A 25,342-nucleotide genomic window follows, 5' to 3' on the forward strand; every position below is an offset into this window, starting at 1 on the left:
TAATGTACTTTACCCTTTGCTTAATGATTGACTTAAAAAGAGACTTTTCACCTTAAGAAATTCAATTAGAGGCTAAATTTCATTCTAACAGGCCTGTTTGCTTGCGGGAATAATGTTAAAATTGATTGTTTTCTGTGCCTTTTTACCACAGGCCACCAAATTATTTTATTCAATTCGCTGAAATATCGTGATTAAAATCGAGTTTTAGCCCAGTAAGAGATCCACTGAATGGAATTTGTTAATAGCATTATTGCGTTTTTCACGCCTTATTTTGGGGAATATGCCCAGTACGCTCCAATCGTCATTGGTGCATTGCTCGCTATCATAGCTTATGTGATTAAACCTCGCGTCATTAAAAAAATGGGTGCAGACACTAATGAGCAAGATAATAAAGATACAGAACAACTAGATACGGATGAAAAGAAAGAAGATTCGTCAATTTCTCAGGAATCAGAGCAAAAGACAGAAAGCCTTGAGCAAACTTCTCAGGTAGACGCCCAAGCAGAAACCCTAGATGTTGAAGCTAAAGAGCCCAAAGCCGCAGATACGACAACAAGTGAATTGGAAGCGGCACCTGTTGCAAAGCCTCAAGTAGAAGACGCTGATTCCGGCCTGACGTGGGCGCAAAGAGTTAAAGCAGGCTTAAGCCGAACTCGTAATGGTTTAGGCAGTGGGCTTGCTAACCTGATTGTTGGTAGCAAACAGATTGATGATGATTTATTAGAAGAGCTAGAAACTCAGTTGTTAATGGCTGATGTTGGTGTAGAAGCGACCCAAAGCTTGATTGCGACTCTGACAGAGAAGATGAATCGTAAGGAGCTAAAAGATGCTGATGCTCTGATGGCTGCATTAAAGCATGAGTTAAGTCAGATGCTAGCGAGTTCTGCTAAACCATTAACATTGAGTGAACCTGAAGTAGAAGGTAAAAAAACGCCTTATGTCATCTTAATGGTTGGTGTGAACGGTGTGGGTAAAACCACCACCATAGGTAAGTTGACTAAGAAGTTTCAAGCAGAAGGTAAAAAAGTCATGTTGGCGGCAGGGGATACTTTTAGGGCCGCTGCAGTTGAACAGCTTCAAGTATGGGGCGAGCGTAATCAAGTGCCTGTTGTTGCTCAGCAAACAGGGTCTGACTCGGCATCTGTTATTTTTGATGCGATTGACTCTGCTAGGGCGAAAGGCTTTGATGTTGTTATTGCTGATACGGCAGGGCGTTTACAAAATAAGAGCAACCTAATGAACGAGCTTTCTAAAGTCGTTCGTGTCATGAAAAAGCTTGATGATAATGCTCCCCATGAAGTGATGTTGGTATTGGATGCTGGTACGGGTCAGAATGCCATTAGCCAAGCCAAACTATTCAGTGAAGCTGTAGGCGTGTCAGGGATTACCTTGACTAAGCTGGATGGTACCGCAAAGGGCGGTATTATTTTTGCTATCGCTAAAGAGTTTGAAATCCCGATTCGTTTTATCGGTGTGGGAGAGCAGGTGGATGACCTAAGAGCCTTCGATGCCGACGTATTTGTTGATGCCTTGTTCGAGCAGGACTAAGCGACAAAGGTTAACCAGATGATTTGAATGCCTGATGCTTTCGCTCAGGCAAGATCAACCGATAGGATTGGCGTGTGGAAATCGAATTTCAAAGAGTGGGTAAGAAGTATGACAGTGGACAAGAAGCCCTAAGTCAGGTCAGCTTTCATTTGCAACAAGGTGAAATGGCATTTTTAACGGGCCACTCTGGTGCGGGTAAAAGTACCTTGCTCAAACTCATGATGATGATTGAGCGCCAAAGCTCGGGTAATATTCTGGTAGATGGAACCGATCTTCGCACCTTGCCAAAAAAAGCCGTGCCTGAGCATAGACGTCGTGTTGGTGTGGTCTTTCAAAATCACCAATTACTTTTTGATCGTAGTGTTTTTCATAATGTTGCCTTGCCGCTTCAGGTGTCAGGCGCGGATCATGCTCAAATTGGTAAACGCGTTCGCGCCGCGCTAGATAAGGTGGGTTTATTAGGTAAAGAAAAATACAACCCTATGGCCCTTTCTGGTGGTGAGCAGCAACGTATTGGTATCGCAAGAGCCGTGGTTAATAAACCTCAATTACTGCTCGCCGATGAGCCTACTGGTAACCTTGACCCTAAGCTTTCAGCTGAAATTATGAATCTGTTTCAAGAGTTTAATCATGTGGGGGTGACAGTGCTGGTGGCCAGTCACGACCTTGCCTTGGTTGCTCGAATGAGACACAGAGTTCTAACCTTAAATCAGGGTCGAATGGTGAATGACGGAGGCTTTAGTTAATGAGCGCTCGTCCTAATGCGAATCGTCAACCTCAGCGAGGTGCGACAAGGCAATCTAACCAACCGATTAAAACGCAAAAAGTTAAAAGACAGCCTTTTGACCTTGCTAAATACCTGCGTCAACATCAGGCGGTATTAACGGAAAGCTTTGTCCGTTTATTGAATTACCCTATGGCCAGTTTTATGACGCTTATGGTCATTGCGATTGCCTTGTCGTTACCGGGTGGTTTGTATGTGATGTTGAAAAATGTGCAATCAGTGACAGATCAGTGGGAGCAACAATCTGTTATTAGCTTGTATTTGTTTTCAGAGTTAGAAGATACCCAAGCCTTGTCTCTTTCCCACCAAATTTCAGCACGGGATGATGTGCGCTCCGTCAGCTATGTCTCAAAGGAAGAAGGTTTAAGATATTTTGAGCAGGTCAGTGGTTATGAACAAATTTTGTCTTCTTTACCGGAAAACCCCTTGCCGATTGTGTTACAAGTGATTCCAATGGAGGCGGTACAATTAGATACCTTAGATATACTGGAATCTCTAAGGCTGGAGCTTGAAGAACAAGAGCAAGTTGAATATGCCGAATTGGATGCTCAATGGTTGCAACGGCTTGCCAGTTTTTTAAGCTTTGGTGAAAGGTTTGTATATGCGCTTTCTAGCTTATTAGTGATTGCTGTACTACTTATAGTGGGTAACACCATTCGTATGGCGGTAGAAAGCCGCCGTGATGAAGTTCTGGTGATGAAATTAGTCGGTGCAACGGATGCTTATATTCGTCGACCATTTTTATATATGGGATTTTGGTTTGGTGTATTAGGTGGTCTATGTGCCTGCATTTGTATTGTGATTGTGAGTTTATGGGTGAGTGGACCTGCTATGCAATTGATCGAACTCTACCATAGCGACTTTCAACTGAGTTCTTTTAGTGCTGGCGAAGTGGTTATTTGCTTAACCATTAGTGCCATTATTGGCACACTTGGGGCTTGGATTGCGGTTAATAAGCATATTACTGATATAGAATTGCAATAAAAGCTTGCAAGGCGGTAAAATTTTTAGTGTTATTGAATCCGAATTTTGATACTGCTAAATGAATACACTTTCTTTCCACATTTAGTATGCAACTTTGTTGATAGTATCAAGTCATAGAGTTAACGAATTTAATTTAGAGGTAAGAATAGAGATGGGTAAAGCTCTGCAACCAGTTGATATGATGACACCAGGTCAAAACCTTGAGTCATACATTCAAGCAGTAAGCACAATTCCGATTCTGACAGCAGAAGATGAAAATAAGCTGGCGGAACGTCTTTATTATGATGGTGACCTAGAGGCTGCGAGACAGCTTGTTATGTCCCATTTACGTTTTGTGGTTCATATCGCAAAAAGTTATTCAGGTTATGGTTTGAACCAAGGTGACCTTATTCAAGAAGGTAACGTTGGTTTAATGAAAGCGGTAAAACGCTTTAACCCTGAAGTGGGTGTTCGTCTTGTTTCCTTTGCTGTGCATTGGATTAAGGCTGAGATTCATGAGTTTATCCTTAAGAACTGGCGTATTGTTAAAGTTGCGACAACCAAAGCGCAACGTAAAATGTTCTTTAACTTACGTAGTGCGAAAAAAACCTTGTCTTGGTTTAGCAACGATGAAGTTGAGTCTGTTGCAGGCGATCTAGGTGTAAGCCCTGAGGTTGTTCGTCAGATGGAAGGTCGTATGAGCTCTTCTGATACAACGTTTGATGCTTCTTCTGATGACGATGATGATAGCGCTTACCAGGCTCCTGCCAATTATTTAGAAGACCACAGATACGATCCTGCATCACTAACGGAGAATGGTAACTGGGAAGAAGACTCTAATCGTCGCTTGCAAGAAGCTATGTCTGAGCTAGATGAGCGTAGCCGCAACATTTTAGTGCAACGCTGGCTATCTGACAGCAAATCAACATTGCATGATTTAGCTGATGAGTATGGTGTTTCTGCTGAACGTATTCGTCAGTTGGAAAAGAATGCCATGGCAAAAATTAGAACATCTATGGGTGAAAGGACAATTTTCATAAAGAGCTAAGTCCTTCTCTTGTAAAAACGAGTAAAAGTAAACATCTAAAAGCCTCATTTTTGTGAGGCTTTTTTTATGCCTATAAAATCATTTTTTGTACTGAAGGTGATTGGTCTGAGGGATTTTGGAACACAGCGTTTGGAAGGTTTTTTTAGGGCGCCTTTCATTGGATGGCTGCTAGAAGATTATTGACGGCTTTGTAACTTATGTCCTGGAATGAACTGCCAAGTACGAATGATCTCAAGCTTATCTACCTCGGCGGCAAGTTCACTTGGAAAACTAGTGAAAGGCTCTGCTAGTCGTACAATGCGCATGGCAGCATCATCTAGAATCAAAATGCCTGAGCTTTGCAGTATTTCAATATTTTCCACATAGCCATTTGGTTGAATCATCACGGCTAACCTTAACTGCCCATAAAGTTTGTCGCGTTTGGCTTTTGAAGGGTAATGAATATTACCAATTCTTTCGATTCGACGACGCCAGTCATCTAGGTACTGGGCATCAACAGCGGCTTTAGCAGAAACACTGGTTAATCTGCGAATACGAGGTCGTTTCGCATAGGCTTGTCTTTGTTTATCTAATAGCGCTTCTAAGGTCGCTATATCGGTTGTGAGATGACTAGGGATCTGGGTTTCCCCTAAGAACTGTTCAGCCAAGGTTTTTGCTTCATTGCTGGATTCTTCTATGACTTGAAATGCCGCGTCTTTATTTTTAGTGCTAATGGTGCGGTTATCTACTTTTGGCTGACTTGATGCAAGTTGGGGTTGAACCGGCGGGGTAATCTCATAGATGTCATCCGCAATAAAGCGTGCGTCTTCGGTCGTGGTTAGCTTTTGTTTGCGTATTTCGGTGCCGCTGCCCAGCTGATTTGCTTGAGCAATAAAGTCTGCTTCTTCTGACTTTTTGGTTTTATGCTGAACGAGTGTGATTTCAAGTGTTTTGGCTTTAGGGCTGGGAAGTTCGAAGTCAAAGCCGACAAACATCACCAAGAGTACATGTACGCTAATGGCGAAAAAAAGTGCTATGGAGAATCTGTCGGCCACGTTCATTTAAATCGTCTAGTTAAGTTTCTTTTCAATTGCGTTCATTAGATCCATGGCAATGTCTAAGCCATAGGTGTCATTCAACTCTCGAATACAGGTTGGACTAGTAACATTAATTTCAGTTAAAAAGTCACCAATAACATCCAAGCCAACGAACATGAGTCCCTTCTCTTTTAAGGTCGGGATGACCTGCTGGCATATCCATAGATCTCGCTCTGAAAGCTCACGACCTTCACCTCGACCACCTGCTGCTAAATTGCCTCGAGTCTCTCCTTGTGCAGGAATACGAGCTAAAGCATAAGGTACAGGTTCACCATCAACGATCAAGATGCGTTTGTCACCTTGCTTAATTTCAGGAATGAATTTTTGCGCCATAATTTGTTCGCAGCCCATTTTAGTCAAGGTTTCAATAATGACACTGACATTTGGGTCATCCTGACGTAAGCGGAATATTGAACTGCCACCCATACCGTCAAGAGGTTTAAAAATAACATCCCCATGCTCTTTATGGAATTCTTTTAGTAAATCAGATCGACGTGTGACTAATACCGCAGGGCAACATTGGGGGAATTGAGTCGCGAATAGTTTTTCGTTACAGTCTCGAAGGCTAGCTGGGTTATTTACAACCATTGCACCATCGCGTTCAGCTTGTTCCAAAATCATAGTGCTATACACAAATTCACTATCAAATGGTGGATCTTTACGCATGAGAATAACATCAAGGTCACCTAAGGCTATTTTTTCACTGTCACCTAAGCTGTAGAAGTTTTCTGGATCTTTAAACACCTTAAGAGGTTTTGCGATTGCGCAAGCTTTGCCTGAATCTAGGTATAGATCTTCTTGTTCCATATAAATGAGCTGCCAACCTTTGTCAGCAGCGGCCCATAACATGGCTAAAGAACTGTCTTTTTTGTAATTAATATTCGCAATGGGGTCCATTACTATGCCGAGTTTAATAGTCATGAGCGATATCCTAGGGTGAAATTAATAAGCCACCGACATTAATTCTATGCAATAGGTGGAATAAAACTGTAATTAGTTGTGATGCTATAGAAATATAAGGTCACAGAGAAGAATTAATAGGGCAAATAAAAAGAAAATTATTGAGGATCATCGACACTATAGATATCCCATCGGTTGATATCTATTTTAGTTTGAATGGAAATCTCAGCGACAACCCGTCTATTTTTCTTTTTGCCTTCCGCACTCGCGTTGCTGGCTATTGGTCTGCTCTCGCTATAACCAATGGCTTTGACCCTTTTTGCTGAAATTTTAAAGCTTTGAATAAGAATGTCTGCGATGGCCTGAGCTCTCTTGTAAGAAAGGGATTGATTGTAGGACTGCCGGCCTGAATTATCAGTGTGACCTTCGATGACAACCTTACTGCTAGGGTTATCTTTCATAAAATCAGCTAATTTTTTGATTTCTTTATAATACTGAAACCTAATCTCAGTGCTGTCTGTTTCAAAAAACACCTTGAGTTCAACATACAGTTTGTGAGGAATCGTTTTATGACAGCCTTTATTATCGACTTTTGCATTCAGGGGGGTATTTTTGCATTTATCTCGAATATTAATCACACCGTCTTTATCATTATCTTTTAGTTGTCGGATGAATTTTTTATCCCCGTAGAGAGACCCTGAAACATTTTGTTCAGGTAGCAAACAGGCGATTATTAATAAGATGAAGCCATGTAGTCGCATAATTGACCACTAGCCTGAAGGTGATTTATTAAGCAATGTTTATTTAGCTTAAATGAAAATAGGTTTATTTTTTGAGTCGTCACTTTTCACCTAGAAGATAATTTATCTGTCATTAGGCTAGCTCAAAGTGAATGGGCTATAAACCTTTGCTTTCCAAAGTTAAGTCTTTAAGTTGCTTTTAATTGCTTGATTTGATCTGCTTTTATGCTGAAATTGTGAAAACCTGAAGTGGTTTTTGAGTTTCGGTGGTCAGTTTTTTTATAGGTGAGATGGTGCTCTTTAAGAGCTAAGGTTAATGACTTCTATCGACACTATAAATATCCCATTTGTTGATATCTACCGTATCTCTGGCAAACACTTCTGCCACAACTCGACGATTTTTAGCCTTGCCTTGGGCGGATAGGTTACTGGCAATGGGGCGGGTTTCACCATAACCAATGGCTTTTACTCTAGATTGAGCAATTGAAAAGGTCTTGATGAGTATATTAGCAATGGCTTGCGCTCTTTGTTGTGATAGCTGTTGGTTATGATGGTTATGGCCTGTGTTATCGGTATGGCCTTCAATCACGACATTGCTACTTGGGTTCTTGCGCAAAAAATCAGCTAGTTTTTTAACTTCACTATAGTAGCGTCGTCTGACTTCAAAACGATTAGAAACAAAGAGTATATTCAGCTCAACGCTGAGTAATTTAGTGTTGCTTGCATGACATCCATAATGATCAACCGCTGCATTGAGTGGCGTATGCGAGCATTTATCACGTATATTAATTACGCCGTCTTTATCATCATCTTTTAAATGATCTTGTCTGGTTTTATTGCCGTACAAAGATTCGGCGACTGTTATTTCAGCAAAAGAAAAAAGGCTCACCAGTAAAATAGCGAAACCAAAACGGAACATGGATCACCAACCACCTTCTAAGGTATTAGGATCTACATTAAATATGTCTTCCGGTGTTCCCTGATTGTTTTCTTGAGCTTCAAAGGGAGAGGCTGTTTCACCATCAAGACCCTGAATGGGTAACTCTGACTCTGCTGCTTCTAATTCTTCAATGGCACTTGGGCCATTAGGTATATAGGAATCGTCTTCAAACTCATCATCAAAGCCAAGTAAGGTTGGGCGGTAAATCCTAAATGCACGCATTAGCTCACCTTTAGCATTAAATAAACGGAACTCAGAGAAAAGTTCATCATAATCCGCATTAACATAATCTTGGCGGGCTTGAAAAAGTTCATTTTCACTGTCTAATACGTCAAGTAAGGTACGACGGCCTAATCTAAACTGCTTTTCATAAGCAATCTGAGACTCTTTAGTGGCAATAACATGGGTTCTTATATGTTCTTTTTGTTCACGGGTTGCAATATAAGCTGCCCATGCGAGGCGCACGGTTAGCTCAGTGCCACGAAGTGTATTACGTCTAATTTCACGGGCTTGAATATTTTGATAAACAGCGATGTTTTCTTTTTCTTTGCTCGCGCCACCGTTATATAAATTATAGTCCAATCGCACCATGGCTAATAAATCTTCTGAAGGGCCTTCTGAACCATCTAGATTGTTATCCCAGGTACGTTCAACAACCAGTTCAACAGTCGGGTATTTGTAAGACTGTGAGGACTCTTGAAAGCTCTCGGTAGCTTTTACATCCCAGTTAGCACCTTCGATGGCAGGGTTCTTTGTCATGGCTTGTTCTATTGCATCTTCTAAAGAGACGGGTAACAGGTCTCTATCAGGCACAGGGTAGATCACCTCTTCAGGTGGTAACTCGCCTACGACAAAATTATATTGACTATCAGCATCTTGCAGATTGTTAATGGCGGCAAAGTGATTTGCATGGGCTTTGGCTAGTCGTGCTGTAATCTGGCTTAAATCAGATTGACGGCCAACACCGGCATCACTTTTTAGCTTGATTTGACTGTAAATACGCTGGTGAGTATCTAGGTTTATCGCAGCTAATTGAACCAGTTCTCTCTGGCGCAGTACATTGGCATAGGCTTCAGCAACTTCAAGTGCTGTATTTTCAACAGCGATAAGAGCTTCCCAACGATCGGCTTCAGTTTCGGCGGTATTTCGATCGACTTCAAACTCTGTTTCAAAGCCATCAAAAAGTGGTTGCGTAAAGGTAAGAGCGGCTTCTCTTCGGGTTAATGAGGTATCAGAGTCATAAGTCGTTTCATGACCAATACCCAGTTTTAAATCTAAGCTTGGGTAATAGGCATCATATGCTAATGCTGTATTGGCGCTTCGCTCTTTGAAGCTGGCGATGGTACGGTGCACTTCAGGGTTGTTTTCAATGGCAATATAAGTTGCTTCTTCAAGTGTAATGGCCTGCGCAAAATTCCAGTAAACTAGGCTGGTAAAAAAAATTGTTACTAATTGGCAGAGATGTTTAACCATAACCGAGTCCAAAATAATTTAATTCTATGGGCTAATCATAAAAGTTTATGCACTCAGAATATGTTGTTGTTCTGTTAGGTATATTGAGACTTGTTGAGCGTCTAAATAATCTCTTTATTGAGGTGAAAAAATTAGTGAATATCGCCCCACAGTAAGTTGATACACGTTAATATCACGACTGGAGCGGTTTCGGTTCTTAAGACGCGGGAGCCAAGAGCGACGGGCTGAAAGCCATGCTGTATAGAGGCTTCAACTTCGCTTTCGGTTAATCCACCTTCTGGGCCTATTAAAACAGAAACGGCTTTATCTTCAGGCTCAGACATTTCGCTAATAGGCTTGGCACTATGATGATGCATGGTGATTTTTAACATATCTTTACAGTTACTTGTCCAATCCAGCAAATTGATAGGGCTTAACACTTCAGGAACATGGCCTCTACCACTTTGTTCTGCTGCGCTAATCGCAATTTGTTGCCAGTGTTGGATTTTTTTATCAAGACGTTCAGTGTTTAGCTTTACTTCACAGCGTTCACTAAAGAGGGGTTGTATCCTATGGACGCCAGCTTCGACTGCTTTTTGAATGGCATAGTCCATGCGCTCACCACGAGAAAGGGTTTGGCCTAAGGTAACCTTGATCGGTGACTCATTTTCGAGTGCTTGGTAATTGAGGACTTCGACCTGAGCCGAGCGTTTTTCTACATTGATTAATTTGGCCTGATACTGACCGCCTTGACCGTTAAATAGGATAAGAGAATAGTCATTTTTAAGCCTTAATACCTTACACACGTGCTGAAATGAAGCCTGAGGTAAATCAAATACACTGCTTTCTTGTAATGGCAGGTCTACATAAATTCGAGGAATGCGCATAAGAATCTCTAAGGTTTAAAAGGTTTTCTAATAAAAGTGGGCATAGTGACATAAAAAAGCCCCCTGTTAAAAGGGGGCTTAGCATTACAAAGTTTAAATGGCCTGTTTGGTTTTAGGCTTAACTTTATACCTGCTTATAACCCGGCTGCTTGACGAAGTGCTGCTGCCTTATCGGTTTTTTCCCAAGTGAAGTTTTCGCCTTCACGACCAAAGTGACCATATGCCGCTGTTGGAAGATAAATAGGGCGTTTCAGATCAAGCATTTTTACTAGGCCAGCTGGACGTAACTCGAAATGTTCACGTACTAATTGGCTGATGACTGCATCACTGACTTTACCTGTGCCAAAGGTGTTGATACTGATAGAGGTTGGTTCAGCAACACCAATAGCGTAAGACACTTGGATTTCACATTTATCAGCAAGACCCGCAGCAACAATGTTTTTCGCTACATAGCGACCTGCATAAGCTGCTGAACGGTCAACTTTTGATGGGTCTTTCCCTGAGAAAGCACCACCACCATGACGTGCCATGCCGCCATAGGTATCAACGATAATTTTACGACCAGTTAAACCACAATCACCCACTGGACCACCGATAATGAATTGACCGGTTGGGTTGATGAAGTATTTAGTGTCATTTGATAACCATTCTTCTGGCAGTACTGGCTTAATGATTTCTTCAAGAACCGCTTCACGAAGGTCTGACTGAGTTACTTTCGCGTCGTGCTGAGTAGAAAGAACAACCGCATCAATCGCGCAAGGCTTGCCTTGCTCGTCATAACGGAAAGTTACTTGGCTCTTCGCATCTGGGCGTAAGAAATCTAAGGTACCGTTTTTACGTACTTCTGCTTGGCGCTCTACTAGGCGATGAGCGTAAGTGATAGGTGCTGGCATAAGGACATCGGTTTCATTGGTTGCGAAACCAAACATTAGGCCTTGGTCGCCCGCGCCTTGTTCGTGGCCATCAGCTTCATCAACACCCACTGCAATATCGGCAGACTGTTTGCCGATTGCATTCATGACAGCACATGATTCCCAGTCAAAACCCATTTCAGATGAGTTATAACCTATATCACGCACAACATTACGTGTGATTTCTTCAATATCGACCCATGAATTAGTACGAACTTCACCTGCAACCAATACCATACCGGTTTTAACTAAGGTTTCGCAGGCGACACGTGCTTCTGGGTCTTCAGTTAGGATGGCATCAAGGATGGCATCGGATACCTGATCAGCCACTTTATCTGGGTGACCTTCTGAAACGGATTCCGATGTAAATAGAGAATATTCGGACATTTAAGTGCTCCTCTTTAGCTGAGTAATGGCTAAATGGGCACAAAAAAGCCCATTCAGCATTTAATAAGGTGCTAAACAGGCGACTGCTTCATCTGTTTAGCTGAATTTATATAGCGTCCGCAAGCCGAGACAAATCGACGCTTAGTAATCGGCCGAGATAATGTACTAATCTAGATCAAAAATCAAGCGCCTGCCGAGTATTTCAGAAGGTGAAATACATGATAATTAGGTGATAGATTCATCTTTTTTTTATATTTTATGCGTCAAATATGGGCGTTTCCCACTGAATGAGATTGCAAGCTAAGCCGAATGAGGTGAAAATGGGCGACCGTATTTTAATGTAACCATTTACTGTTTTCTGGAGCTGAATTAGATGCCTTCTCGTAAAGATCTCGCAAATGCTATCCGTGCCTTGAGTATGGATGCCGTGCAAAAGGCCAATTCTGGTCACCCTGGCGCACCTATGGGTATGGCGGATATCGCTGAAGTACTTTGGAATGATTTTCTAAAGCATAACCCAAGCAATCCAAAATGGGCCGATCGTGACCGTTTTATCTTGTCCAATGGCCATGGATCTATGTTGATCTATTCACTGTTGCATTTGTCTGGTTATGCTTTGCCAATTGAAGAACTTCAACAGTTCCGTCAACTGCATTCTAAAACACCTGGACACCCTGAGTATGGTTACACAGAAGGTGTTGAAACAACGACCGGCCCATTAGGCGCTGGTATCAGTAATGCTGTAGGTATGGCAATTGCTGAACGTACATTGGCTGCTCAGTTTAACCGTGAAGGCCATGATCTAGTTGATCACTTTACCTACTGCTTCCTAGGTGATGGTTGCCTAATGGAAGGTATCTCTCACGAAGCTTGCTCACTAGCAGGTACCTTAGGTTTAGGTAAGCTTGTTGCATTCTGGGACGACAATGGTATTTCCATTGATGGTCACGTTGAAGGTTGGTTTACTGATAATACTCCTAAACGTTTTGAATCTTATGGCTGGCATGTCATTGCGGATGTTGATGGACATGATCCGGTTGCAATCAAAGCCGCGATTGAAGAAGCGCAATCTGTGACAGATAAGCCTTCTATGATCTGCTGTAAAACAGTGATTGGCTTTGGTTCACCTAACAAGTCTGGCAGCCACGATTGTCACGGTGCACCACTAGGTGACGCTGAAATCGCAGCAGCACGTGAATTCCTAAACTGGGAACATGCCCCTTTTGAAATTCCTGCTGATGTTTATCAAGGTTGGGATGCTAAAGAGAACGGCGCATCTGCTGAATCTGCATGGAATGATAAGTTTGCAGCTTACCAAGCAGCTCACCCAGAATTAGCGGCTGAATACGAGCGTCGTGTGATTAAAGGTGAACTGCCAGCTGATTTCGAAGCAAAAGCCAATGCTTACATTCAAGAGTGCCAAGAAAAAGCAGAAAATATTGCGAGTCGTAAAGCGTCTCAAAATACCATTGGCGCTTTCGGCGCGGCATTACCTGAGTTACTAGGTGGTTCTGCTGACCTTGCTGGTTCTAACTTGACTCTATGGTCTGGTTCTAAAGGTATCCAAGATGATGCTGTTGGTAACTATATCTACTATGGTGTGCGTGAATTCGGTATGAGCGGCATCATGAATGGTGTGTCTCTTCATGGCGGTTTCATTAACTACGGCGCGACTTTCATGATGTTCATGGAATACGCTCGTAATGCTGTGCGTATGTCTGCTTTGATGGGTATTCAGAACGTTTTTGTTTACACTCATGACTCTATTGGCCAAGGGGAAGATGGTCCAACTCACCAGCCAGTTGAACAACTCGCTAACCTACGTATGACACCAAATATGTCTGTATGGCGTCCATGTGATGCAACAAAAACAGCTGTGGCTTGGAAAGCGTCTATTGAGCGTCGTGACCGTCCCAACTCTCTTGGCCTCTCCCCGCCAGGTCTTAAAGCGCAAGCACGTACAGCGACTCAGCTAAATGATGTTGCTAAAGGTGGCTATGTACTATCTGACTGTGAAGGTACTGCTGACCTTATCTTGATTGCGACAGGTTCTGAAGTGCAATTAGCACTAGACTCTGCGGCGGTATTAACAGAACAAGGTAAGAAAGTACGTGTAGTTTCTATGCCTTCAACAACGACTTTTGATGCACAAGATGCGGCATATAAAGAGTCTGTATTACCTCGTACTGTTACTAAGCGTGTGGCTATCGAAGCGTCTCATGTTGACTTCTGGTACAAGTATGTTGGCTTTGAAGGTGCAACAGTTGGCATGACAACTTTCGGTGAGTCAGCTCCTGGTGGCGTCTTGCTTAAGCACTTTGGATTTAGTGTTGAAAATGTTGTGGCGACGGCTGAAAAAGTCTTGTCTGCCTAAACAGCTCAAAAGGGGCTTCGGCCCCTTTTTTGTATTTTAATAAAAAAAGTTAAAGAGAATATGCTTAGAGTTGCAATCAATGGGTATGGTCGTATAGGTCGTTCTGTTTTAAGAGCGTTATATGAAGGTGGCTATCGTGATCAAATTCAAGTGGTCGCAATTAATGAATTGTCTGACTTAGAAACGATCAGCTATTTGACTCGCTATGATACGACACATGGGCGCTTTCCTTATCCTGTCGCTGAGAAGCAGGGTATGCTAGTTGTCGCGGATGATGAAATTAAGGTGATGGCGCACGAAAACCCCCATGAGATTGATTGGCAAGCACTTGATATTGACTTGCTACTTGAGTGCTCTGGTAGTTTTTCTACGGTAGAAAAAGCGCAGACATTTATTGATGCTGGTGTGCCAAGATTACTTTTATCGCAACCGGCTGATGCCGATGCTGAGTCAACCATAGTGTATGGTTTTAACAATAAGCATATTAAGCCTGATTTGAAAATTATCTCAGCCGCATCCTGTACTACCAATTGCCTTATTCCAGTGTTAGATGCATTAACCTCTTTAGTGGGTGTCGAGCATGGCACGACACAAACCATTCATTCGGCTATGAATGATCAGCCAGTGATTGATGCCTATCATACTAAGGATTTACGCTTAACTCGCGCCGCTTTAAGTTCCATTATTCCTGTCGATACTGGATTAGCAAAGGGAATAGGGCGCATGCTGCCTGAATTAGGTGGCAAAATTGCGTGTAATGCTGTGCGTGTACCGACCTTAAATGTCTCAGTGATAGATATGGTGGTAAGAACGCATAAACCTGTCACCGTTGAGCGAGTAAATGAATATTTTAAACTGCTCTCCCAAACTAAATATGAAGGCATATTAGGCTACTCAGAAGAAGCGCATGCATCGGTAGATTTTAACCATGATGCAAGATCCGTCATTATCGATGCGACTCAAACCAAGGTGGTTGATGGCCGATTAGTTAAGCTGCTGTGTTGGTTTGATAATGAATGGGCGTACGCGAACCGTATGCTAGATGTCGCTGCCTATTGGGCGCAAGAATTGCAAAAGAAGTAGGGTGAATACCTACTGATTGATTGTTATCTGAATGATAACAATGGCGAAAAGATAACTTACTTTTTACTAGGAGCAACAATGTCAGTCATAAAAATGCTAGATCTGGATCTAAGTGGCAAAAAAGTTTTAATCCGTGAAGACTTAAATGTGCCGGTAAAAGATGGTGTTGTGACCAGTGATGCACGTATTCGTGCTGCTTTACCTACTATTCAGCATGCTTTAAGTGCAGGGGCAAAAGTGATTGTTATGTCTCATCTCGGTAGGCCTACGGAAGGTGAGTACGAAGATGCTTACTCAATGCTACCTGTTGCAAATCACCTATCTAAGTTATTAGGACAAGATGTGCCTCTACAAAAGGATTGGCTAGATGGCGTTGAGGTTGAAGCCGGTCAGATCGTTTTAGTTGAAAATGTTCGATTTAATTCTGGTGAGAAGAAAGACAATGATGCGTTAGCGCAAAAAATGGCAGCATTATGCGATGTGTTTGTAATGGATGCATTTGGTACTGCTCACAGAGCGCAAGCCTCTACCCATGGTGTTGCTAAATATGCTCCGATTGCTTGTGCAGGGCCACTGTTAGCCGCTGAACTAGATGCGTTAGAAAAAGCATTAGCACAACCTAAGCGCCCAATGGCTGCAATTGTAGGTGGCTCTAAAGTATCAACCAAGTTAACTGTGCTTGAATCTTTGTCTGATAAAGTTGATCAGCTTATTGTGGGTGGTGGTATTGCGAATACTTTCCTAGCGGCAGCAGGTTTCCCAGTGGGTAAATCTTTATATGAAAAAGATTTAATCCCACAAGCGAAAGCACTGATGGCAAAAACATCCATTCCGATCCCTGAAGATGTTGTGGTTGCGAAAGAGTTCTCAGCCAGTGCAGAAGCAACAATTAAAAATGTTGCGGATGTTGCCGAAGATGACATGATTTTGGATATTGGTCCAAAAACTGCAGCAACATTAGCTGGGCTTTTAGGTGATGCGCAAACCATCATTTGGAATGGCCCTGTAGGTGTATTTGAAATTGACCAGTTTGGTGAAGGAACTAAAACCTTATCTATGGCAATTGCCGATAGCACTGGTTTTTCTATTGCTGGCGGTGGTGATACTTTAGCAGCCGTTGATAAGTATGAAATTCAAGATCAAGTTTCATATATTTCAACTGGCGGCGGTGCTTTCTTAGAATTTGTAGAAGGTAAGGTGCTACCTGCCGTTGCTATGCTTGAGTCTCGCGCTTAAGCTTGCTCTAATAACAGAATAATAGGTTGTTAGCGTTTATAGCTAATAACCAGAAATACAATTATAAGGCGAAAGCCAACTTTATATGGCAACGTATCATATAAAGCTAATAACACTAGAGAGTCATAAAAATTAAACTTAGCCCGTTAATAATCTCTTAGGGACGTATTGTCAGAGGAAACTTTTATGCCACTAATTAGTATGCGCCAATTGTTGGATCATGCAGCAGAACATAGCTATGGTCTACCTGCATTTAATGTGAACAACATGGAACAAGTTAAAGCTATCATGGAAGCCGCAGATGAAGTGAATTCACCTGTTATTATGCAAGCATCTGCTGGTGCTCGTAAGTATGCAGGCTCTCATTTCTTACGTCACCTTATTGCTGCGGCAATTGAAGACTATCCTCATATCCCTGTCGTGATGCACCAAGATCATGGTACTTCTCCTGCGATTTGTCAGCGTTCAATTCAGTTAGGCTTTTCGTCTGTCATGATGGACGGCTCTTTATTAGCTAACGGCAAGACACCTTCTAGCTATGAGTACAATGTTGATGTGACGCGTCGTACCGTTGAGTTTGCTCATGCTTGTGGTGTGTCTGTAGAAGGTGAACTAGGTTGCCTAGGTTCACTAGAAACAGGCCAAGCTGGAGAAGAAGATGGTGTGGGTGCTGAAGGTACTTTATCTCATTCTCAAATGCTGACAGATCCTGCTGAAGCGGTTGAATTTGTTAATGCAACCGGTATCGATGCTTTGGCTGTTGCGATCGGTACTAGTCATGGAGCTTACAAATTTACGCGTCCACCTACTGGTGACATTCTTGATATCGAACGTATCAGCAAAATTGTTGAATTATTGCCAAATACGCACATTGTCTTACATGGCTCTTCTTCTGTGCCTCAAGACTGGTTAGAAATCATCAATGAATACGGTGGTGACATTCCAGAAACTTACGGTGTGCCAGTAGAAGAGATAGTGAAAGCGATTCGCTACGGTGTACGTAAAGTGAATATCGATACAGATTTACGTCTAGCGGCAACTGGGGCGATACGTCGTAGTCTTGCAGAGCACAAGGGTAACTTTGACCCACGTAAATATTTAACTGAAAGTATTAAAGCGATGAAGGCTGTGTGTATTGATCGTTATGAAGCGTTTGGTTGTGCTGGTCAAGCATCTCGTATTCGTACCATTGATCTTGAAGAAATGGCAGTACGCTACGAGCGTGGCGAATACGCGAATGGTCGTAAGTTTTAATTGTTGATGAATGGCATGGGCGTTCGCTAAGTTAGCTCTTTTTAACTGTTTTTTTCTCTAAATTGCAAAAAAACAGTTGACGAAGAATCTGACTTGCATATAATGCTCGCCATTCCTTGCGGGAGTGGTGGAATTGGTAGACACGCTGGTTTTAGGTACCAGTGCTTTACGGCGTGAGAGTTCGAGTCTCTCCTTCCGCACCAAGAATTCGAAAAAACCGATACTTTTTAAGTGTCGGTTTTTTTTCGTCTGTAGAAAATGATTTGATTAGGGGTGCTAGGTTTTAGGTGCGTTGGTTTTAGGAGTAAGTGCTTTACGGCGTGGCTTTTTATAAAAGACAAGTCGAGCCTCTCCTTCCGCACCAAGCTATTACCTTTGAAGAGCAAAGAAGCCGATACTTTTTAAGTGTCGGTTTTTTTTTCGTCTGTAGAAAATGGTTTGATTAGGTGTGCTAGGTTTTAAGTGTGTTGGTTTTAGGTGTAAGTGCTTTACGGCAGAGCTTTTTAGGGTGGCTTCTTGTTGTACAAAAGACGACTTTCTTGTTTGTCATCAAACTATTATCTTTCTAGAGAAGGGGTCGAGACTGGCGAATCATTTGATTTTGAGCCGCTTGGGAAATAATTAAACTATTTTTCATAAAACGCTTGACTGAAATTCAAACTAACCTATAATCTCGCCCACTCTTTGCGGGAGTGGTGGAATTGGTAGACACGCTGGTTTTAGGTACCAGTGCTTTACGGCGTGAGAGTTCGAGTCTCTCCTTCCGCACCAAGAATTCGAAAAAACCGATACTTTTTAAGTGTCGGTTTTTTTTCGTCTGTAGAAAATGGGTTGATGAGAAGTTCTAGGCTTTAGGTGTGTTGGTTTTAGGTGTGTTGGTTTTACGTGCGTTGGTTTTGGATGTAAGCGCTTTACGGCGTGGCTTTTTATGAAAGACAAGTCGAGTCTCTCCTTCCGCACCAAGCTATTAGCTTTTAAAGAGCAAAACATCCGATACTTTTTAAGCGTCGGTTTTTTTTCGTCTTTAGAAAATGGTTTGATTAGGGGTGCTAGGCTTTAGTTGTATTGGTTTTAGGTGCGTTGGTTTTGGGTGTAAGTGCTTTATGACGTGGCTTTTTATGAAAGACAAGTCGAGCCTCTCCTTCCGCACCAAGTCATTACTTTTGAAAAGCAAAGAAATCGATACTTTTAAGTGTCGTTTTTTTTTTGTCTGTAGAAAATAGCCCAGTTTGGAAGGAGGGTGGTTTAAGACTAGAAGGCTGTTGATAACAGGCTTTATTTTCTAATCTAAGACATATAAATAATCCATTTTTTAGTTTGCTTACTAATCTTGCGGTCTATTGTTAGAATGCTGAATTATTGTTTTATCAGGGCTAAAGCAAGGCGTTTGTCGTATGCTGGATGTGATGCTCATGGGGATTAGGATTATCTTTATGTTACGAATGCTGTTTGTTTTGATTTTTTTAGGTTCTGGCAGCTCTCTTTTTGCGCAAAGTGTTGATTCTTCGGTTTTGACTAATCAGGCGTTTATCTCTCATCTTCCTCATCAGTGGCCATTAATGGAGCAGCTGTCTCTAAAGGTTAAGGCCAGTCCTGCTCCGCATACTCTTGTTCAAGAGCGAAGTCTTCGTATCTTGTGGGTTGTGTCCAATGCTTTTCAAGCTCGTAAGGCTTTTCCTGTTATCGACTTGTTTAAGCAGAGGATGCAGGCGCTTAAGTTAGATTACCAATTAAAGATGGTTCGATATAACGAAGGAACTAGTTACCGACAGCATATTGATAACTTTAATAATGGTATGGCCTTTGAACCTGATTATGTTATCTCAAGCTTAACCTCCTCGGTAAATCGTAAATTGATAGAGCAAGTGCTAGCAAAAGGTAAGTCAAAGGTCATTATTACGGATTTATCATCCCCTGTTATCGGCTGGCTTCATTCTTCTCCCTTGATGTACGTTGGCTTGGACGAAAGAGCGATTGCAAGGCGCTTTGCTCAATATGTTGATTCTATTTATCCACTGGATGCAAAAATCGCCGCTGTAATGTTACCTGTGGGTTATATTAATCATGCCCGCTGTGATGCATTTATTGACGCTATGCATGCGCGTGGTCGTCAAATGACTAAGATCTTTTATTCAGATGCAACCGAAATGGATGCTTATCAATTTGTGAGTGAAATGGCAGAAAATAATAATCCTGCAGAATATATTTTTAGCTGTTCTTCTGCGTTAGCTGCAGGTGTTTTGAGAGCGATTAAGCAACATAATATTGAAAGTACAACCAATAGTTGGCGTTATACCTCAATTGAGCAAAGGGCATTGGATGATGGTAGATTAGTTGTCACCTTGGAGCGAGATGTAAAGGAGTTTAGCTTCGTGATTGCTGAAACCATTCAGTCGGATTTGACGGGGCTTGATTTGCCCAACTTGTATATTCCTTCATCTGCGTTAATTTCAGCGGTTTCTCCGCTTACCCGCTAAAGGATTAGAATTATGGCAATGGACAAAGCGGTTGTTAGTTTAAGAAAACGTCATAGAACGCAAACGGCATTAGTTTTAATTGGCGTGTATTTTCTGGTTGTAATATTTTTCTTATTTGCAACTAAGGAGCAAATTGAAAGAGACAATCAGGCAGATTTATCTGTTCGCCATTTCACTGTATCTCAATCCTTTCACGGTTTTTTGCTTAGTGCAGAATATGAGCTTGGCAGCACGGCCCAAGCATTATTAAATAGCCAAGAAGAAGCCAATTTAGATTTAGGTCGTCTTTTTGATCGCCATGACGAGTTTTTGTTTGGCAACTTAGACTTCTTTTATGTGGAATGGGCCGATCAAAGTCATATTTTAGATCCAAGAACACATCTATTTACACAAGAGTCAATTGATAGGCTAGTCGGAAAATCTAAGCTAGGTCGTTGGGTATTAGAGCAAACACAAGATGGCGCCAGTATCCTCATTTATAAGAAAAAAATAGTCACATTAGAAGGTGACTGGAAAGGCTTTTTATATGGTTTTATCTCTCTCAACAACAACCTAACCTTGGCTAACCGTTTACTGAAAAGTGCTCACATAGATGAAGTTAGGCTGCTATCTCCTGATCAAGATATTTTATTATCAGAACGAAATATTGTTCTGCCCGATAGCCTTAAATTGAAATTCTTTCGAGGTGACCTTCAAGTTGTCAAAGAAGGTTTGGCATTTGATTTACAAATTGCGCGACAAGCGTCTGAGGCTGGATCTACTTGGCAGAGGTATCTCTATTGGATGATATTTTTTTCTATTGGCCTCTCACTTCTTTATTTTGTCTTAGTTTATTTATCACAGCGCTTGTTTAATTATGCGTTATCTATGTTTGAGCAAGGGTTGGAGTCAAATCATGAGTCTGAATTTATTGAGCTAAGGCGTTTGCAACGCAAAATGAATGATAAAAACGAGCTAGTCAGTAATCAAGTTAGTCGTTTTAACCTGCTAATGGATGCTTCTCAAGCTGCAATAATTTTTTGTGATGATGTTGCTTTAGTTCAAAATATTAACCATAAAGCCAGTACCCTTTTTTCAGAAAGTAGTCGTGGTCGAACCGTATTTGATTTTATGCCTGTCTCTTGTCATCAGGCTTTGCAAAAAGCATTAAAGGGGGAGGTGGGAATAGGGTTTGAATTAACAATCCCAAATGTAAACAGTATCTATCAATGGCAGCTTATTCCCTATATGACTGACAATCATTATCGTGGTGTTGCGTTAATTGGCCAAGATGTGACCCACTTACAACAACTTGAGTGGCAATTGAATGAGCTAAAGGTTGAGAGTTATGGCCCTTCGAGTGCGTTAGAAATTGATTTAATACTAAATGAAATTAATCATCAGATTATTTATTTTGATAATCAGTCATTTGTCGAAGCAAGACAATGGCAGCAAGCTTTGGTTGCGTGTTTAGGTGAGCTATTAAATGAACCCACAAGCCTAGAATATATGCCCTTAGGGGAGTTACTACAAAGGCGCTTGTTGTTAACCCCATGTGATTTGGGCCGCTTTGGCTATTTGAATATTGAATGTAAGTTAGACTCAGCCTTAGTTCAGAGCCAGTGGTCCAGTGACTTGGGCTTGTTAATTAATGCCTTAATTATGTCTGTTCATGCGAGTGAATTGATCGAAGAAAAACGCTTATCTATTTGTGTGACTGAAAATCAATTACGCTTTGAGGTGGTTGGAATAAGTGATACTAGGCCAATTTTTGCATGGTTAAATAAAACAATTTGTGACCGTCTCGGTGTAGAGTTTAAGCAGGTTAAAGCTAACCAGGCATCTATCATTTATCCTTTGCTAGAGTCTTCGATGGGGCGAATCTCCCTTCCTGATAACCTTAAAATTGCTTGGCTTGCGAATGACTTTACAATGGCGGCCCAAGTTGAGACTGTGCTTAAGAAACTTGGCTGTTCAGTTTATGTTTTCTCATCTGCTGAGAGCTTCTTTACCGAAGTCGGCGAGACGGATGAAATTGATTTATTGCTCATTGCTTATGATGTGCTTAAACCGGAGTGGCGAGAGCTACCTTCTATCATACAAACCAGGTTGGCCAGGCCTCGAATTCCTGTTGCTTGGATTGGTAGCCAAGCTAAGCATGAAATAGATGGTTATCCAAACTTTTCAGCTTGCCCACATGAATATAGTTTAGCGCGCTTTATTGAGCCTATTTTGAGTTTAGACAGTATTCAGCTTCAAGATTGCTTGGCGGATGATGGAGCGTGGTTAGTTGTAGGTGGATCAAGCATTAGCCGAGCCATATTGTATGAAGAGCTAACCCAGCTTAAAATATCGCCTTATTTGGTGCCATCTTTAGAGGGGCATTTGTCCCTTTTTAAACATCAAAAGGTAAAAGCGGTTCTTTTATTGGATGATGTTGAGAATAAACACCTTGTTTGGCTAAAAGAAGAGCAGCCTGATCTTATGATGGTGTCTTTGAGCTCAGCACCAAGCTCAGGGGTTAACCAGTACCAAATGAAAAAACCCTATCGTAAAGAGCAAGTGAAAGCTCTGGTCGAATTCGTTCAAAACAAAATAGCCCTATTTGAGGAGTAATATATGAGTCTGGTCGGTATCATCGGCGCAATGGAAGAAGAAGTTGCATTAATTAAAGAGTGGATGACCGAGGTTGAAACTTTATCTATTGCTGGCTGTGAATTTTACCAAGGCAAGTTGGACGGAAAAGAAGTCGTTCTATTGCAATCAGGCATAGGTAAAGTCAATGCAGCTATTTCAACTACCTTGCTTTTATCAAAGTTTGCACCTTCAAAGGTTATTAATATTGGTTCTGCGGGCGGCTATGCTGAAGCGTTAAATGTCGGTGACGTGGTTATTTCAGACCAAGTATGCCATCACGATGTTGATGTGACCGTGTTTGGTTATGCAATGGGTCAAGTGCCAGGTATGCCAGCGACTTATGCTGCAGATGAGAATCTTATTGCTGATGCGAAAGCGGCAGTAACTAGGTTGAACCTAGTGCAAACTCAAGTTGGGTTAATAGGGACAGGTGATAGTTTCATGCAAGACCCTGTGCGAGTTGAGAAAGTAAGGGGTGACTTCCCTACATTACTTGCCGTTGAAATGGAGGCTGCGGCTGTTGCGCAAGTATGTGTGAAATTTGAAACGCCTTTTGTTGTTGTACGTGCTTTATCAGATATTGCGGGTAAGGAGTCCTCTCAAAGTTTTGAAGAGTTTCTTGTTGTTGCTGCCAAAAACTCCTCCGCCATGGTGCGCGAGATGTTAACCCCATCTAATTAATTTTTTAGTAGAAGTGCTGCCATTCAGTTCCCTAACTATATTCGCAATGTCGTTAGGGAACTCGTATAATGCCGCGCCTACTTACATTAGCTTTTAACTTGAGATAATTCATGAGACCGGATCAAATTCAAATAGATCAATATCAGCCACAATTGGCCGAAAAAATCAGTCGCCTTGACGAACTTATGGCGACCTTGGATTTACCTGCAGCTGAAATTTTTGAAAGTGAAGCGAGCCATTATCGGATGCGAGCAGAGTTTCGTATTTGGCATGATGGCGATGATATGTATTACGCCATGTTCGACTCGAATGACCCAAGAACACCGATTCGAGTGGATCAGTTTCCGGTCGCGTCTGAACTCATCAATGAGCTAATGCCCGCTTTACTTGACGCTGTTAAGACGGTTCCTGTGCTTCGTCATAAGCTGTTCCAGGTGGATTTTTTAACGACGCAAACCGGTGAAGCGTTAATTAGTATGCTTTACCATAAGCCAATTGATGAAGATTGGTTTGCTGCGGCGCAAACCTTGAATGAGGCCTTCCCTCATTGTCATTTTATTGGCCGAAGTCGTAAGAAAAAAATGATTTTAACTCGCGACTTTGTAATGGAAACGCTAACGGTAAATGGCAAGAAATATCATTACCAGCAAGTTGAGAACAGCTTTACTCAGCCTAATGCAGGTATTAACGAATCTATGTTGAGCTGGGCATTGGATGTTACTCAAAATGAGTCGGGTGATTTATTAGAAATGTACTGTGGTAATGGTAACTTCTCAATTCCATTAGCGCGTCGATTTGATCGTGTAGTGGCAACAGAAATCTCCAAAGTCTCTGTAAATTCAGCTCAGTTGAATATTGCGATTAATGGTATGTCGAATGTACAAGTCGTTAAGATGGCAAGTGAAGATGTGTCTGCTGCATTAAATGGTCAAACTGAATTGCCAAAGCAACTTATTCAAGCGGGTATGGAAAGTCTTGAGCCAAGTGTTGTATTGGTTGATCCACCAAGAGCAGGACTTGACTCTGATACGGTTGAGCTGATTCGTAAGGTTGATAAGATTTTGTACATCTCTTGTAACCCTGAAACGCTAAAGGCGAATTTAGATGCTTTATCTGATACACACAGTGTTGAGCGTTATGCTGTATTTGATCAATTTCCTTATACTCACCATATTGAGACCGGTGTATATCTAGTTCGTAGACAACAAGATTAAGACAGTGTACGGATTCAATAAAAAAAGCGACTTTTGGGTCGCTTTTTTTGAAGGGTAAATTAATTAGTCCTTCATTGACTTGGTGGCCATTAATTAGGTGGGCATCAATGAGAAAATCAGAACTAGGCTTGTGTACTAATTGATTGGCCTAGTGCGGATTCAGGGCTGATATTATATTGAGTGACGACACTCGCGCTTCGGCTTGTATTGGTTGGGCTAGCTTGTACTGGCTGAACAACCTCTTCAGGTCTTTCTTCTGCTCTTCTTTCAGGTTCTGGCTCTCTTCTTTCTTCAGTTCGAGTGATCTCTTCTTGAGGCTCTGGCCTGACTTGCCCTGACTCGAGTCTTAATTCTTCTTGGGTGCCTATATTGAGAGTTTGATCATTGTCTGTTTGTGACCTTGATATTTGAGCATTGCCAGCATTTTCATATCTTTCGTTGTTTATATCTTCTGATCTAAAGCTTTCATTTCTACTTCGCTCATTTTGAGAAATTTCAGCGTTAAAAGCTTCACTTTGCTGACTGCTTTGTACGGTTTCTCTTTCCAGCATTTCCATTGCCATTTGTCGCCCTGCGGCGGAAAGGTCTACTCTGACATCTGGGCTACTAATTGCGCTGGAAGGGGAGGATAGGTTAGTGCTGGAACTAGGCGTGCCGACCGCAAGCGAGTCTAAGCTTTGCGGAGTCGCAAGCGTCGATCTATCTGCTATAGGTAAGATGCCAGTATCCATAGAGCTACCAAATTGTACAAATTATGATCATTAAGTTTAC

Annotated in this window: 20 protein-coding genes and 2 tRNA genes; 14 read left to right on the forward strand and 8 right to left on the reverse strand. The window is 41.8% G+C overall.

Features of this window, described 5'->3' with window-relative positions; all coding sequences use genetic code 11:
- Nucleotides 1–228: 228 nt before the first annotated feature.
- The 4 genes from ftsY to rpoH all read left to right on the forward strand — a co-directional run bounded on the left by ftsY (nt 229) and on the right by rpoH (nt 4,343).
- A complete protein-coding gene (gene ftsY, locus MED121_RS14890) occupies nt 229–1,548 on the forward strand; it encodes a signal recognition particle-docking protein FtsY (protein ID WP_009834554.1) in 1,320 nt (439 codons plus the stop codon).
- Between the two features lie 74 nt (nt 1,549–1,622).
- On the forward strand, nt 1,623–2,294 hold the full coding sequence (ftsE, locus tag MED121_RS14895) for a cell division ATP-binding protein FtsE (protein WP_009834555.1): 672 nt from the start codon (nt 1,623–1,625) through the stop codon (nt 2,292–2,294).
- Nucleotides 2,294–3,316 carry a permease-like cell division protein FtsX gene (gene ftsX / locus MED121_RS14900; RefSeq protein ID WP_009834556.1) on the forward strand — a complete coding sequence of 341 codons (1,023 nt, stop codon included), beginning with the start codon at nt 2,294–2,296 and terminating at the stop codon, nt 3,314–3,316. The genes ftsE and ftsX overlap by 1 nt, the downstream gene beginning before the upstream one ends.
- Before the next feature lie 151 nt (nt 3,317–3,467).
- On the forward strand, nt 3,468–4,343 hold the full coding sequence (gene rpoH, locus MED121_RS14905; protein WP_009834557.1) for an RNA polymerase sigma factor RpoH: 876 nt from the start codon (nt 3,468–3,470) through the stop codon (nt 4,341–4,343).
- A gap of 176 nt (nt 4,344–4,519) precedes the next feature.
- Here the strand turns inward: rpoH and MED121_RS14910 are convergent, their stop codons facing one another.
- The 7 genes from MED121_RS14910 to metK all read right to left on the reverse strand — a co-directional run bounded on the left by MED121_RS14910 (nt 4,520) and on the right by metK (nt 11,636).
- A complete protein-coding gene (locus MED121_RS14910; protein ID WP_036180571.1) occupies nt 4,520–5,383 on the reverse strand; it encodes an energy transducer TonB in 864 nt (287 codons plus the stop codon).
- Between the two features lie 9 nt (nt 5,384–5,392).
- On the reverse strand, nt 5,393–6,340 hold the full coding sequence (gene gshB, locus MED121_RS14915) for a glutathione synthase (RefSeq protein ID WP_036180574.1): 948 nt from the start codon (nt 6,338–6,340) through the stop codon (nt 5,393–5,395).
- Between the two features lie 137 nt (nt 6,341–6,477).
- A complete protein-coding gene (locus MED121_RS14920; RefSeq protein WP_242603211.1) occupies nt 6,478–7,041 on the reverse strand; it encodes an OmpA family protein in 564 nt (187 codons plus the stop codon).
- Between the two features lie 331 nt (nt 7,042–7,372).
- On the reverse strand, nt 7,373–7,978 hold the full coding sequence (locus MED121_RS14925; RefSeq protein ID WP_009834562.1) for an OmpA family protein: 606 nt from the start codon (nt 7,976–7,978) through the stop codon (nt 7,373–7,375).
- 3 nt (nt 7,979–7,981) lie between these two features.
- Entirely contained in the window at nt 7,982–9,472 is a 1,491-nt protein-coding gene (locus MED121_RS14930; protein WP_009834563.1) for a TolC family outer membrane protein, read from the reverse strand.
- A gap of 131 nt (nt 9,473–9,603) precedes the next feature.
- Entirely contained in the window at nt 9,604–10,338 is a 735-nt protein-coding gene (locus MED121_RS14935) for a 16S rRNA (uracil(1498)-N(3))-methyltransferase (RefSeq protein WP_009834564.1), read from the reverse strand.
- A gap of 134 nt (nt 10,339–10,472) precedes the next feature.
- Complete coding sequence (gene metK / locus MED121_RS14940) at nt 10,473–11,636, reverse strand: methionine adenosyltransferase (protein WP_009834565.1); 1,164 nt, start codon at nt 11,634–11,636, stop codon at nt 10,473–10,475.
- Between the two features lie 373 nt (nt 11,637–12,009).
- On the opposite strand from metK, the gene tkt reads away from it, so the two are divergent.
- From tkt to trmA, 10 genes are all read left to right on the forward strand, one after another.
- Entirely contained in the window at nt 12,010–14,010 is a 2,001-nt protein-coding gene (gene tkt / locus MED121_RS14945) for a transketolase (RefSeq protein WP_009834566.1), read from the forward strand.
- Between the two features lie 60 nt (nt 14,011–14,070).
- Nucleotides 14,071–15,093 (forward strand): glyceraldehyde 3-phosphate dehydrogenase NAD-binding domain-containing protein, encoded by a 1,023-nt coding sequence (locus MED121_RS14950; protein WP_009834567.1) that lies wholly within the window; start codon nt 14,071–14,073, stop codon nt 15,091–15,093.
- Nucleotides 15,094–15,171: 78 nt separating this feature from the next.
- Nucleotides 15,172–16,329 (forward strand): phosphoglycerate kinase, encoded by a 1,158-nt coding sequence (locus MED121_RS14955; RefSeq protein ID WP_009834568.1) that lies wholly within the window; start codon nt 15,172–15,174, stop codon nt 16,327–16,329.
- Nucleotides 16,330–16,515: 186 nt separating this feature from the next.
- Nucleotides 16,516–17,583, forward strand: a complete 1,068-nt coding sequence (gene fba / locus MED121_RS14960) for a class II fructose-bisphosphate aldolase (protein WP_009834569.1) — start codon at nt 16,516–16,518, stop codon at nt 17,581–17,583.
- Between the two features lie 118 nt (nt 17,584–17,701).
- Nucleotides 17,702–17,786 (forward strand) — tRNA-Leu (locus MED121_RS14965).
- A gap of 483 nt (nt 17,787–18,269) precedes the next feature.
- Nucleotides 18,270–18,354: transfer RNA gene (locus MED121_RS14970), tRNA-Leu, on the forward strand.
- Between the two features lie 662 nt (nt 18,355–19,016).
- The gene (locus MED121_RS14975) at nt 19,017–20,060 is read left to right on the forward strand and encodes a substrate-binding domain-containing protein (protein ID WP_165474625.1); all 1,044 of its coding nucleotides are present in this window, start codon (nt 19,017–19,019) and stop codon (nt 20,058–20,060) included.
- Nucleotides 20,061–20,072: 12 nt separating this feature from the next.
- Nucleotides 20,073–22,655 carry a hypothetical protein gene (locus MED121_RS14980; RefSeq protein ID WP_009834571.1) on the forward strand — a complete coding sequence of 861 codons (2,583 nt, stop codon included), beginning with the start codon at nt 20,073–20,075 and terminating at the stop codon, nt 22,653–22,655.
- Nucleotides 22,656–22,658: 3 nt separating this feature from the next.
- Nucleotides 22,659–23,357 carry a 5'-methylthioadenosine/S-adenosylhomocysteine nucleosidase gene (mtnN, locus tag MED121_RS14985; protein WP_009834572.1) on the forward strand — a complete coding sequence of 233 codons (699 nt, stop codon included), beginning with the start codon at nt 22,659–22,661 and terminating at the stop codon, nt 23,355–23,357.
- 110 nt (nt 23,358–23,467) lie between these two features.
- Nucleotides 23,468–24,571: a tRNA (uridine(54)-C5)-methyltransferase TrmA gene (gene trmA / locus MED121_RS14990; protein ID WP_009834573.1), complete on the forward strand. Its 1,104-nt coding sequence runs from the start codon at nt 23,468–23,470 to the stop codon at nt 24,569–24,571.
- 122 nt (nt 24,572–24,693) lie between these two features.
- Here the strand turns inward: trmA and MED121_RS14995 are convergent, their stop codons facing one another.
- Nucleotides 24,694–25,302, reverse strand: a complete 609-nt coding sequence (locus tag MED121_RS14995; RefSeq protein ID WP_009834574.1) for a hypothetical protein — start codon at nt 25,300–25,302, stop codon at nt 24,694–24,696.
- Nucleotides 25,303–25,342: the final 40 nt, after the last annotated feature.

This window comes from Marinomonas sp. MED121, assembly GCF_000153025.1.
GTDB lineage: Bacteria > Pseudomonadota > Gammaproteobacteria > Pseudomonadales > Marinomonadaceae > Marinomonas.